The organism is Couchioplanes azureus (assembly GCF_014648355.1).
Classification (GTDB): domain Bacteria; phylum Actinomycetota; class Actinomycetes; order Mycobacteriales; family Micromonosporaceae; genus Actinoplanes; species Actinoplanes azureus.
Map to the genome: position 1 here is coordinate 57,008 of NZ_BMQY01000011.1, position 11,990 is coordinate 68,997.

Here is an 11,990-nt window from a genome sequence, read left to right on the forward strand (position 1 = left end):
CGAGCTCAGACCAGTTGCAGGTCCGGCGCGGCCGTCCGCTCGCGAGCGGCCGCCCGGCCCCAGACGCGGGGGCCGATGAGGTGCAGTGCCGCCGGCATGACGACCAGGCGGATCACCACGGCGTCGAGCACCACGGCGATGGCCAGGCTCAGGCCGAGCTGCTGGACGACGCTGACCTTCGCGATGAGGAACGAGGCGAAGACGGCGACCATGATCAGCGCCGCGCCGTTGACCAGGCCCGCCGTCTCGCGCAGGCCCTCGGAGACGGCGCGGTGGTGGTCGCCGTGCAGGGTGTAGTGCTCCCGCATGCGGGAGATCATGATGACCATGTAGTCCATGCTCAGCCCGAACATGATGGCGAAGACCAGGGCGGGCGTGGTGCTGTCGATCCGCTGACCGAGCCCGTGCTGGCTGATCAGGGTGAGCAGGCCCAGGCTGGCCGCGACCACCAGGGCGTTGAGGGCCAGGGCGAGCAGCGGCAGCAGCCAGGAGCGGAACGCGCGGGCCAGCAGCACCACCGTGATGAGCACGACCGTGCCGAGCACCGCGGGCAGCGTGTCGGTCAGCACCTCGTCGAAGTCCACGCCGGTCGCGGTGGCGCCGGTGACCTGCACGGTGACGCCGGCCGGCACGGCGTCCGGCAGCCGTTCGCGCAGCGCGTGCACGAGGTCGTGCGCCGCGTCCGAGTCCGGGTCCGCCGCGGCGACGGCGACGACGCGGGTGACCCGGGTGTCCCCCGTCGTGGCCCAGAGCTGGGTGGCCGCGGCCCGTGCCTCGGCGGGCAGCGCGTCCGGCGCGGCCAGGGCCGCGGCGAGATCGGCCGCGGGCAGGCCCAGCGAGGTCACGTCGGTGACCTGGTCGACGTGCGGCGCGGCGCGGACCACGCCGGCCGCGGCCCGCAGGCCGGTGAGCAGCTCGCCGGCCGGCGCGGACGCGGGCGCGGTGAGGACCACCTGGACCGGGAACAGGGTGCGGAACTCCAGCGCCGCCTGCATCCGCTCGATGCCCTGCCGGGAGTCGGCGTCCTCGGGCAGGATCGTCGCGCTGGCCACCGGCGACTGCAGCCGGATGTCGGTGACCGGCCAGGCGAGCACGCCGAACGCGGCGACCAGCGCGGCGAGGGTCAGGGCCAGCGCGGCGCGGCGGCGCGGCGGCCGGACCGGCCGGCCGGCGGCGGGGCGGCGGCGCAGCGACAGCCAGTCGATGCGCCGGCCGAGCAGGCGCAGCACGGCGGGCAGCAGGGTCAGCGACATGGCCAGGGCCACCAGCGTCACCACCACGCCCGCGATCGCCATGCTGCTGAACACCATGATGCGCGGGATGAAGAGGGCGAGCAGCGCCACCACCACGGCCAGGCCGCTGAAGACCACCGCGTGCCCGGCCGTGCGCATCGCGGTACGCAGCGCCGGCACGTACGGGTCGCCGGCGGCCAGCTCGTCGCGGTAGCGCTTGATGACGAACAGTGAGTAGTCCACGGCCACGGCCAGTCCGATGATGGACACCGCGTTGGTGAACAGGGTGGACAGGTCGGTCGCGAACGTCAGCAGGTAGCCGATCGCGGAGGCCACCACCAGCGCGACGCCCGCCAGCACGACGGGCAGCAGCATCGCCGCCACCGAGCGGAAGACCACCAGCAGCACGACGACGAGCAGCGGGAACGCGATCAGCTCGGCGGTCACCGCGTCGTCCTCCGCCTGCACGCTCAGGTCGTGGTCGAGCGCCTGCGCGCCGGTCACGTGGCTGGTGACGCCGGCTGCGGCCAGCGCCGCGGACAGCCGTTCGCGCAGGCCCGGCACCTCGTGCTGGATCGTCGAGCGGTCGGCGCGGAAGCCCAGCTGCAGGAAGGTGGTGCGCCGGTCCGGCGAGAGCCAGCCGGGATTCTGCCGGTAGTCCTGCACCTGCGCGACGTGCGGGGTGGCCTTGGCTACGGCGACCGCGCTGTCCACGGAGGCGGTGACGTCGCCCTCGGTGCGGGTGAGCACCACCTGCAGGGTCTCGGGCAGCTCGGCGAAGGCGCGTTCCAGGGTGCGCTGGGCCGCGGCGGCCTCGCCCCGCGGATTGTCGAAGCCGCCGGCCTTGAGGGCGCCGGTCAGCGCACCCATCAGCGGTACGCAGACCGCCACGATCACGACCCAGATCGCGACGACGGTCTTCGGGCGGGCGATGGAGAACCGGACGAGGGGCTTCACGAGGGCGCTCCCGGTCGGTCGAGGCGGCCCGGCCGCGGCCGGGACACCGGTCGGAGTGCGGTCGCGGCATGCTCGCACGCGCCGGCCGGAGCCGGCTCGAGTCTCGCTCGAATTTCGCTGGAGTCCGGCTCGAATCGCGGGCTGGCCGGGGCCCGACCCGTTCTCGAGTGGCCCGCGACGCGGCCCCCAGTGGCCCCGCGAACCATTCCTCGCTGTGACCGAACCCCTTGGAGGTGATCCCATGACCGGCACCCCGCCCGCCCAGGCGGTGATCGACGCGATCGTGGCCGTGAAGCCGGCGCTGCACCCCGGCGACGTCCACCTCGACGCGTCGCTGACCCGCGACCTCGGCCTCGACTCCCTGGACCTCGTCCAGCTCGCCTCCCGGATCACCGCCGCGTACCCGGACTTCGATCTGCGCGTGTGGCTGACCGAGGCGATGTCGTCCGAGGTGGACAGCGTGCGGTCGCTGGCGCGCATGCTGGCGCCGGCGCGAGCGGCCGCGGAGCCGGTCCGGTGACGGCCGCGCCCGCGCCGCCGCGTACCGACGTCGTCGCGCTGGCCCGCGAGCTCGCCCCGGCCCTCGCCGAGCGGGCCGCCGCCCACGACCGGGACGCGAGCTTCCCGCACGAGAACCTGGCCGAGCTGGTGGCGAGCGGATACACCGCGATGACCGTGCCGGCCGAGTACGGCGGCCCCGCCGTCAGCCTGGCCGACCTCTGCGCGGCCCAACAGATCCTCGCCGGCGCGTGCGCCTCCACGGCCTTCGCGGTCAACATGCACGTCCACGGCCTGGCGATGATCGCCCGGGTGGGCGGCGAGAGCGCGGGTTGGGCCTGCCGCGCGGTCCTCGACGGCGCGGTCATCGCCGGCGGGTTCAGCGAGCCCGGCGTCGGCGGCAACTGGTGGCACCCCACCACCCGCGCCGACGAGGTCGACGGCGGGTTCGTCCTCAACGGCCGCAAGGGGTTCTTCACCGGATACCCGGGCGCCACCCACCTGTTCCTGTCCGCGGCCGTCACCGACGACCGCGGCCTGCCCGAGCCGGTCGCCTTCCTCATCCCGAAGCCCGAGCGGGGCGTGCGGGTCACCGCCGAGTGGGATGCCGCGGGCATGCGCGCCACCGGCAGCCACTCGCTGGCGCTGGAGGACCTGTTCGTCGACTCCCGCTGGGCCGTGGGGGAGCGCGGCGCGCTGCCGATGCTCTTCATGCTCGGCGTGCACTGGGCCTGGTGCAGCTTCGCCAGCTGCTTCGTCGGCATCGCGCGCGCCGCCCTCGAGCACGTCGTGCGGACCCAGCGCCGGCGGGTCATCAGCGTCATCGGCAAGCCGAACGCGCACCTGCCCGGCATCCAGTTCCGCATCGCCGAGATGGCCGCGAAGGTGGCGGCCGCCGAGGCGCACCTCGACGCCGCGATCCACGCCGAGCACGAGGACGTGGACCCGCTCGCCCACTACGTCGACATGAGCGTCATGAAGACCAGCGTCACCAGGCTCGCCCACGAGGTGGTCACGCTCGGCATGCAGGTGCAGGGCGGTTCCGGGCTGGCGTCCGGTGACCCGCTGCAGCGCATGTACCGCGACGTCGTCGCCGGCCTGCTCGTGCCGCCCGCCACGGACGTGGTCCTGGAATGGGCCGGCAAGCAGGCGCTGGGCGTGCCCATCTTCGCCGAACCCCGCTGGGAAGGGTGACTTCCGTGTCCAAGCCAGACCCCGCCGCCGTCCTCGGCCACGCCGCCGCCCAGGCGACCGTGGCCCGGGAGGCCTACGCCGTCGCCGTGCGGCGCCTGACGGACGACGCCGCGGCGCGCCTGCCCGGCCCGCAGTTCGCGGTGGCCGGCATGCGCGCCGCCTGCGACACCATGGCCGCGCTGCTGGACCGTACGCCGGACGCCCTGACCGCCGCCTGCACCGCGGCGCTCTTCGTCGACGACGCCGCCGAGCGCGTCGTCACGGCGGCCGAGCGCCTGCTCGCCGGCGACCCCGAGGGCGCGGCCCGGCTCGCGGAGCTGCGCCGCGACCTGCGCGCGACGCCGCCTCCCGTGCCCGACGACCGCCTGCACGAGCTGGCCGGCAAGGCCGCCCTCGGCATCGACCCCGACGCCACGCCGAGGTGGTTGTGATGGCCCGCCGCGGCGACGCCGCCATCGACAACGACTACTACCACGAGGTCGGCGAGGGCTGGTGGGACGAGCGCGGGCCGCTGCGCACCCTGCACGACATGAACCCGGCCCGGGTGTCCTACTTCGACGGGGCCGCCCGGCAGGCGCTCGGCCCCGACCGGGCGGCGATCCGGGTCCTCGACGTCGGCTGCGGCGGTGGCCTGGTGTCCGAGCGGCTGGCCGCCCTCGGCTACCGCGTCACCGGCGTCGACCTCTCCGCCGGCTCGGTGGAGATCGCCCGCCGGCACGCCGCCGAGCGTGGCGTGGACGTCGAGTACGTGGTCGGCTCGGCCTTCGACCTGCCCCGCGACGACGCCTCGGTGGACCTGGTGGTCGTCTCGGACGTCCTCGAGCACCTGGACGACCTGGGTGCCGCCACGGCGGAGATCGCCCGCGTGCTGCGCCCCGGCGGCCTGGTCGTCTTCGACACGATCAACCGCACGCCGGCCGCCTGGCTGAAGGCGATCGTGCTGTCCGAGCGGGTGCTGCGGATCGTGTATCCCGGCACCCACAACTGGTCCATGTTCATCCGCCCGGACGAGCTGCGGGGCGCCTTCGCCGCGCACGGCCTCGTCGTGACGGACGTCCGGGGCCTGGAGCCCGTGGCGCCGCCGCACCGGATCTTCACCTCCGTGCTGCGCGGGGGCGCCGTGGGCCCGTTCCATCTCACCGATTCCACCGCCGTGAGCTACATCGGCCGGGCGGTCAAGTCCCAGGAGGGCTGAGACATGGTTTGGATCAGGACCAAGACCGCGAAGGAGATCACCATCCGGACCAGCCGGGAGGCGCTGCGGGCACTGCTGCTCGACGTCGCCGGCTGCGGCCGGATGATGCCCGGCGTCGAGGAGCTGGAGCAGGTCGGCGACGGCCTGTACCACTTCCGGCTGGCCGAGGTCTCCAACGGCGTCGTGAAGTTCCGCCCCGACTACGTGGCCAGGTACGACGTGTCCGACCCGGACGCCATCACCTGGGAGCCGCACGGCGAGCACAACTTCCGCTCGTGGGGCACGTTCCACGTCCTCGACGGCGCCTCGCCGGAGGAGGTGGTGCTGCGCATCGACATGCGCTCCGAGGCGAACGTCGACGTCGCCCGGGTCGTGGTGGTGCTCATCGAGCCGTTCGCGCAGAAGGAGACCGCCGAGGTCACCACCGGGTTCCTGGCGGCGATCAAGGGCCGCCTCGAGACCGCGGGCGTGCCGAGATGACCTGGGGCTCTTCCCTGCCGCGTCCGGCCCGGCTCCTCGGCCTGCGGGTCGCGCCGGCCGGGCCCGCCATCGCCCAGCAGGAGCTCTTCGACTCGTTCTACCGCGACCTGTTCGCCGAGGTGCCGGACGCGGAGAAGCTGTTCATGAGCACCCGCGTCGACCAGCGCCGGCTGGCCTGGCCGCCGTCGGAGTACTACGGCGACGGCTGGCCGGGCATGCGCGAGCGCATCGAGGCGTGGGAGCGCGGGGTGCTGGCCATGGGCCGGGAGACCGTCGCCGGCGTCCTCTCCGGCGTCGACGCCCAGCAGGTCGGCAGCTACACCTTCGTGAGCTGCACCGGGTACGCCGGGCCCACCCCGGAGATGCTGCTCGCCAAGGAGTTCGGCCTGCGGCAGAATCTGCGCCGCGCGTTCGTGGGCCACATGGGCTGCTACGCCGCCTTCAACGGCGTCAAGATCGGCCTGGACGCGCTGGCCGGGCGCCCCGACGAGCTGGCGATGGTCACCTGCGCCGAGGTCTGCTCGGTGCACCTGCGCCCGGAGGCCACCAAGGAGCAGGTGGTCATCACCGGGCTGTTCGGCGACGCCGGCGCCACCGCGCTGCTGGCCGCCGCCGGCGGGCCCCTCGACCCGGGTGACGGTTCCGGGCCGCTGCTGCTGGGCACCCACACCGAGGCGCACCCGGAGACGTCGTCCGCCATGACGTGGAAGGTCATGGACGACGCGTTCCGGATGACGCTGTCGCCGTACGTGCCGCTCTATCTGGCGGAGGCCGTCAAGCCGTTCGTGGAGCGGCTGCTCGCCCCGCACGGGCTCGACGTCACCGACGTGCAGCACTGGGCCATCCACCCGGGCGGGCCGAAGATCATCGAGTTCGTCGGGGAACGGCTCGACCTTCCCGACGCCGCCCTGCAACCCTCCCTGGACATCCTCTCGTCGTGGGGCAACTGCAGCTCCCCGACGGTGCTGCTGATCCTCGACCGCATCCTGCGGCAGTCGCGCCCGGCGCCCGGCGAGCACGGCGTCCTGATGGCCTTCGGACCCGGACTCACCATGGAATCCGCCCTGGTCCGCTTCTGATCCACCCCTTGACGTACGCACAGAAACGGTGGGCCCCATGACCACGATCGAGACCCTGGTCGCCGACCTGCTCGCCCAGCGGTGGGTGATCGACCTGTTCACCGAGCTCGGCGACCGGCAGCGCCAGTCCACGGAGGTGGCCGCCCAGGTACGCGAGCGCGCCGCCACCAACCACGTCTTCTGGCCGTTCCACGCGCCGCAGTTCCCGCTCGTCGTCGCCGACGCCGCCGGCAGCCGGATCACCGACATCGACGGCAACTCCTACCTGGACACGCACCTGGGCTTCGGCGCCCAGGCGCTGTTCGGGCACAACCCGCCGGCGGTCACCGAGCACGTGCGCGAGCTGCTGGGCCGTTCCACCGGCAACGGCTACCTCAACCTCACCGAGCTGCAGCTGGTCGATCTGCTCGAGCAGTTCCTGCCGCACTGCCAGAAGTTCGCCTTCCTCAACTCCGGCACCGACGCGACCGCCGCGGCGATCCGGCTCGCCCGGGCGCACACCGGGCGGCGGCTCGTCGCGAAGTTCGAGGGCGCGCTGCACGGCGTGCACGACATCGCCGCGCACAACACCGCCTTCTGGTACCACGGCCACCCGGCCGCGCCGTTCCCCGAGTCCGGCCCGGGCGGCATCGCGCCGCTGCCGGCGCTCACCGGCGTCGCTCCCGCCCCGGCGACCGAGCTGCTCATCCTGCCCAACGACACGGACGCCGCGCTGGCGCTCATCGAGGCGCACCGGCACGAGCTCGCGTGCGTGCTGGGTGAGGCGGTGTCGTCGTCCTTCCCGTACGCCGAGCACACCGTCCCGATGATCCGCGCCGTGGCGCAGCGCTGCCGGGAGCTGCGGGTGCCGTTCGTCCTCGACGAGGTGCTGACCGGCTTCCGCTACGGGCCCTCCGGCGCCGGCGCGCACTTCGACATCCCCGCCGACCTGTACTGCTACGGCAAGGTGGTGACCGGCCTGGGCCTGCCGCTGTCCATCGTGGCCGGCCGCGCCGACATCATCGAGAACGCGCAGACCTCCGGGTTGTCGCTGACCGACCTCGGCAGCAAGACCTGCGTGCAGACCACGCACGCCGGCAACCACCTGTCGCTGGCCGCCTCGTACGCCTCGCTGACCCTGCTGCACGACGCGGGCGACGCCTACTACCAGCGGACCCGCGCGAAGGTGTCCCGGGTGCAGGACCGGCTCGCTTCCTTCCGCAGCGAGACCGGGATCCCGCTGCGGCTGCTCGGCTTCGGCGACTTCATCGGCTCCTTCGGTTACGTGGCGCAGGAGTCGTACGCCGACTACCGCGAGTTCGCCGCCGCGGTGAACCCGCTCGGCCTGTTCCTGCTCACGCTGATGCTGCGCCGCCGCGGCGTCTACACGCTCAGCCTGCCGATGTTCTTCACCGGCGACGCGCACAGCGACGCGGACGTGGACGAGGTGCTCGACGCCGTCCTCGACGCCTCGCGCGAGCTCGACAAGCACGGCTTCCCGTTCGTGCTGCCGTCCTGAAGGCCCCCGCGGAGGAGAACCGCCATGACCATCACCGCACCGGACCGTGACACCCGCAGCACCGACGAGATCGTCGCCGAGCTGCTCGGCCGGCCCTGGGTCGTCGACCTCTTCACCGAGCTGGAGGAGCGGCAGAAGACGTCCCTGGAGCTCGCCGAGCAGGTGCGCGAACACACCGTCACCAACCACGTCTTCCTGCCCTTCCACGCCCCGATGTTCCCGCTCGCGGTCGCCGACGCGCAGCGGGGCCGGCTCACCGACCTCGACGGCAACACGTACGTCGACGCGCACCTCGGCTTCGGCGGGCAGTCGCTGTGGGGCCACAACCCGCCGGCGGTCGTCGACTTCGTCCGCGAGCACGCCGGGCGCAACACCGGCAACGGGTACCTCAATCCCATCGAGCTCCAGCTCGGGGAGCTGCTGCACGAGCTGGTCCCGCACGTCGAGCGGTTCGCCCTGCTGAACTCCGGCACCGACGCCACCAACGTGGCGATCCGGGTGGCCCGGGCCTTCACCGGGCGCCGCATGGTCGCCAAGTTCGAGGGGTGCTGGCACGGCACCCACGACGTGGCGGCGCACAACACGTCGTTCTTCGCGCACGGCCACCCCCGGATCACCCCGTTCCCCGAGCAGGGCCCGGACGGCATCGCGCCGCTGAGCGCCTTCGCCGGCGTGACCCGGCCGGACCTGCTGATCCTGCCGCACGACGCGGCGGCGGCCGGCGCGCTCATCGAGCGGTACCGCGACGAGCTGGCCTGCGTCATCGCCGACCCCGCCTGCCAGTCGTGGCCGTTCGTCGAGCGGACGATCCCCGAGGTCACCGAGGTGGCGCACCGGTGCCGCGCGCTGGGCGTGCCGTTCGTCCTGGACGAGGTGCTGACCGGCTTCCGGTTCGGCACCGCGGGCGCCGCCGGCCACTACGGGATCCCCGCCGACCTGTACTGCTACGGCAAGGTGGTCTCCGGGCTGGGGCTGCCGCTGGCCGCGGTCGGCGGGCGCGCCGACATGCTGGAGGTGATCCACACCTCCGGCACGCCGCTGACCGACATCGGCACCCGTACCTTCGTGGTCAACACGCACTCCGGCAACCACCTGTCGCTCGCCGCCTCCTACGCCTCGCTGAACCTGCTCCGCGAGGCGGGGCCGGACTTCTACCGGCGTACGGAGGCCAAGGTGGACCGGGTACGGGACCGGCTGGCCGCGTTCCGCGCCGAGACCGGCATCCCCCTGCGCCTGCTGGGCTTCGGGGCGTTCGCCGGCACCTTCGGCTTCGTCGCCGAGGAGACGTACGACACCTACCGCGAGTTCGGCGCCGCGGTCAACCCGATCGGTCCCGCGATGCTCACCCTGATGCTGCGCCGCCGCGGCGTCTACACGCTCAGCATGCCGATGTTCTACACCGGCGACGCCCACACCGAGGCCGACATCGACGTCGTCTGCGACGCCGTCACCGACGCGGCGCGGGAGATGGGCCGCCACGGCTTCCCGTTCGTGCTCCGCTGACCCTTGGAGTCACCATGTCGATTCCCGACGTCCATCCCGATCGGCGCGGGTACCGCCCCGGCGCCACGTCGGACCTCGCCCTGCTCCTCGACGCCGGCACGGTGGCGGAGGCGCTCGTGGAGCGCGCCCGCCGTGAACCCGCCGCCGTGGCCTACTACCTGCCGGACGAGCCCGAGCCGGACCGGCGCATCACCGTGGCGGACCTGCTCGCGCGCGCCCACGCCGCGGGTGCCGCGCTGGTGGCCGCCGGCGTGACCCCGCTCGCCCGGGTCTGCCTGTGCCTGGACACCTCCGCGCCGCTGCTGGCGGGGCTCTTCGGCGCGGCGCTCGCCGGTGCCGTGCCGTCCGTGCTCGAACCCCCGCTGACCGCCGGCCGCCGCGCGCTCTGGCTGGAGCGCGTCCGGCACATCGTCGCCGTCGCGCGGCCCGCCGTGCTGGTCTGCGACGAGCCGCTGCGCGGCGACGTCGAGGCGGCGCTCGACGGCACCGACGTCACGGTGGTCAGCCCGCCGTTCGCCCCGGGAACCGTGGCGGCGCCGGTCCTCTCCGCGCCGCCGGACGAATCCGCGTTCATGCAGTTCACCTCGGGCACGACCGGTGCCGCGAAGGGCATCGTGCTCAGTCACCGGGCGGTGTTCGCCGCCGCGGCCGCGATCGGCGCGGGCGGGCCGTTCCTGGCCGACGACGTCATGGTCAGCTGGTTGCCGCTGCACCACGACATGGGCATGATCGGCGGGACCCTGACGCCGTTCCTGCTGTCGCTGCCGTCGGTGCTCATCCGGCCGATGGCCTTCGGCAGCAGGCCGGACCGCTGGCTGCGGCTCGTCCACGAGTACCGCGGCACGCTGTCGCCGGCGCCGAACTTCGCGTACCGGCTGGTCACCGCGGTCGCCCGGCGCACCGACCTGAGCGGGCTCGACCTGAGCTGCTGGCGGACGGCGTTCAACGGCGCCGAGGTCGTCGACGCGGCGACGCTGCACGACTTCGTCGACCTCACCGCCCGCTACGGCTTCCGGCCGGAGCACCTGCGTCCCTGCTACGGGATGGCCGAGGTGGGGCTGGCCGCCACGTTCTCGCCGGCCGGCACCGCGCCCCGGGTGGAGCTGCTGTCCCGCTCCGCGATCAGCGAGGGACGCGCCGAGCCGCCGGAGTCGGACGAGGACGCCCACCCGTACGTCTCCTGCGGCGTGCCCGTGCCCGGCATCAAGATCCGGGTGGTCGACGACAGCGGGCTGGACGTCGGCGACGGCCGGGTCGGCCGGATCCTGGTCGCGGCCGAGTCGATGATGACCGGGTACGTCGAGAGCCCGGGCGCCGACCCGGTGCTCGACCTGCGCGACGGCTGGCTGGACACCGGCGACCTCGGCTTCCAGCTGGGCGGCGAGCTCTTCGTCACCGGCCGGCACAAGGACCTGGTGATCCTGGCCGGACGCAACTACCAACCGCAGTCCTTCGAGCTGGCCGCCGAGAAGGTCGCCGGCGTGCGGGCCGGCGGTGTCGCCGCGGTCGGCGTGCCGGACCCGGCGAGCGGCACGGAACGGCTCGTGCTGGTCGTCGAGAGCGTCCACCAGCGCGACGCGGGACTGTCCGCCGCGACCGCCGACGAGGTCGGCGCCGTGGTGGCCCGCCGCACCGGCGTCCGGCCGGCCCGGGTGGTGGTGGTGCCGCCGCGCACCCTGCCGAAGACGTCGAGTGGCAAGCTCCAGCGTCCCCGCGTCGCGGCGCAGGTGGCCGCCGGCACGATCGGCTGACGGACATGGAGCTGGCACTGCTGGGCGGGTCGCTGCGCCCGGGCTCGGTGAGCGAGGCGGTGCTGCATCTCTGCGCCGGCCTCGCCGCCGGGTACGGCGCCCGGCCCACCGTCTGCACCGCGGACACCCTCGACCTGCCGCTCTACCGGCCCGGCGCGGCGCACCGCGCGGCGCTCGCCCGGCGGCTGGTCGAGACGCTGCGCCGCGCCGACGGCCTGGTCATCGTCACGCCGACCTACCACGGCGGCATGTCGGGCCTGGTCAAGAACGCCCTGGACCACGCCGAGGAGCTCGTGCACGACCGTCCCGCGTACCTCGACGGAAAGGTCGTGGGCGTGGCGGCGGTCGGCTGGAGCGAGCACGGCGCGGCCACCGCCGTGCAGTCGCTGCGCACCACCGTGCAGTCGCTGCGCGGCTGGGTGGCGCCGATGGCCGTCACCTTCGACGCCACCGGCCTCACCGCCCTCGACGGCCCCTGCGCCCGGGCCGCCCTGCGCGGCGACGCCCGCCTGATGCGACGCCTGGACATCCTGCTCGGCCAGGTCACGGACTTCGCCGACCGGTACGCCCGCGCCCGCCTCGCCGCCTGACCCGCACCGACCA

11 protein-coding genes are annotated in these 11,990 nt (G+C 73.8%); 10 read left to right on the plus strand and 1 reads right to left on the minus strand.

Going from position 1 to position 11,990, the window contains the following annotated elements; translation table 11 throughout:
* Positions 1 to 5 precede the first annotated feature (5 nt).
* Entirely contained in the window at positions 6 to 2,189 is a 2,184-nt protein-coding gene (locus tag IEY99_RS29315) for an MMPL family transporter (RefSeq protein ID WP_189207332.1), read from the minus strand.
* A 241-nt stretch (positions 2,190 to 2,430) separates the two neighbouring features.
* Here IEY99_RS29315 and IEY99_RS29320 point away from each other — a divergent pair, with 241 nt between their 5' ends.
* The 10 genes from IEY99_RS29320 to IEY99_RS29365 are packed head-to-tail and all read left to right on the plus strand — an operon-like array spanning position 2,431 to position 11,977.
* Positions 2,431 to 2,709, plus strand: a complete 279-nt coding sequence (locus IEY99_RS29320; protein ID WP_189207333.1) for an acyl carrier protein — start codon at positions 2,431 to 2,433, stop codon at positions 2,707 to 2,709.
* Entirely contained in the window at positions 2,706 to 3,881 is a 1,176-nt protein-coding gene (locus IEY99_RS29325) for an acyl-CoA dehydrogenase family protein (protein WP_189207334.1), read from the plus strand. Before IEY99_RS29320 ends, IEY99_RS29325 begins: the two co-directional genes overlap by 4 nt.
* Before the next feature lie 5 nt (positions 3,882 to 3,886).
* A complete protein-coding gene (locus tag IEY99_RS29330) occupies positions 3,887 to 4,312 on the plus strand; it encodes a hypothetical protein (protein ID WP_189207335.1) in 426 nt (141 codons plus the stop codon).
* Positions 4,312 to 5,076 carry a bifunctional 2-polyprenyl-6-hydroxyphenol methylase/3-demethylubiquinol 3-O-methyltransferase UbiG gene (gene ubiG / locus IEY99_RS29335; protein ID WP_189207336.1) on the plus strand — a complete coding sequence of 255 codons (765 nt, stop codon included), beginning with the start codon at positions 4,312 to 4,314 and terminating at the stop codon, positions 5,074 to 5,076. Before IEY99_RS29330 ends, ubiG begins: the two co-directional genes overlap by 1 nt.
* Positions 5,077 to 5,079: 3 nt before the next feature.
* Complete coding sequence (locus IEY99_RS29340) at positions 5,080 to 5,556, plus strand: SRPBCC family protein (protein WP_189207337.1); 477 nt, start codon at positions 5,080 to 5,082, stop codon at positions 5,554 to 5,556.
* A complete protein-coding gene (locus tag IEY99_RS29345; RefSeq protein ID WP_189207338.1) occupies positions 5,553 to 6,635 on the plus strand; it encodes a type III polyketide synthase in 1,083 nt (360 codons plus the stop codon). Before IEY99_RS29340 ends, IEY99_RS29345 begins: the two co-directional genes overlap by 4 nt.
* A gap of 37 nt (positions 6,636 to 6,672) precedes the next feature.
* Entirely contained in the window at positions 6,673 to 8,133 is a 1,461-nt protein-coding gene (locus tag IEY99_RS29350) for an aminotransferase class III-fold pyridoxal phosphate-dependent enzyme (RefSeq protein WP_189207339.1), read from the plus strand.
* 24 nt (positions 8,134 to 8,157) lie between these two features.
* Positions 8,158 to 9,636 carry an aminotransferase class III-fold pyridoxal phosphate-dependent enzyme gene (locus IEY99_RS29355; RefSeq protein ID WP_189207340.1) on the plus strand — a complete coding sequence of 493 codons (1,479 nt, stop codon included), beginning with the start codon at positions 8,158 to 8,160 and terminating at the stop codon, positions 9,634 to 9,636.
* Positions 9,637 to 9,650: 14 nt separating this feature from the next.
* Positions 9,651 to 11,387, plus strand: coding sequence for an AMP-binding protein (locus IEY99_RS29360; RefSeq protein WP_189207341.1), 1,737 nt, complete (start codon positions 9,651 to 9,653; stop codon positions 11,385 to 11,387).
* Between the two features lie 5 nt (positions 11,388 to 11,392).
* The gene (locus IEY99_RS29365; RefSeq protein WP_189207342.1) at positions 11,393 to 11,977 is read left to right on the plus strand and encodes an NADPH-dependent FMN reductase; all 585 of its coding nucleotides are present in this window, start codon (positions 11,393 to 11,395) and stop codon (positions 11,975 to 11,977) included.
* The last annotated feature ends 13 nt before the right edge of the window (positions 11,978 to 11,990 follow it).

Excerpts from the sequence above, each read along its gene's own strand:
- IEY99_RS29345 (WP_189207338.1), top strand. The coding sequence starts at position 5,553 with ATGACCTGGGGCTCTTCCCTGCCGCGTCCGGCCCGGCTCCTCGGCCTG.
- IEY99_RS29355 (WP_189207340.1), top strand. The coding sequence starts at position 8,158 with ATGACCATCACCGCACCGGACCGTGACACCCGCAGCACCGACGAGATC.
- ubiG (WP_189207336.1), top strand. The coding sequence starts at position 4,312 with ATGGCCCGCCGCGGCGACGCCGCCATCGACAACGACTACTACCACGAG.
- IEY99_RS29360 (WP_189207341.1), top strand. The coding sequence starts at position 9,651 with ATGTCGATTCCCGACGTCCATCCCGATCGGCGCGGGTACCGCCCCGGC.
- IEY99_RS29365 (WP_189207342.1), top strand. The coding sequence starts at position 11,393 with ATGGAGCTGGCACTGCTGGGCGGGTCGCTGCGCCCGGGCTCGGTGAGC.
- IEY99_RS29320 (WP_189207333.1), top strand. The coding sequence starts at position 2,431 with ATGACCGGCACCCCGCCCGCCCAGGCGGTGATCGACGCGATCGTGGCC.
- IEY99_RS29340 (WP_189207337.1), top strand. The coding sequence starts at position 5,080 with ATGGTTTGGATCAGGACCAAGACCGCGAAGGAGATCACCATCCGGACC.
- IEY99_RS29350 (WP_189207339.1), top strand. The coding sequence starts at position 6,673 with ATGACCACGATCGAGACCCTGGTCGCCGACCTGCTCGCCCAGCGGTGG.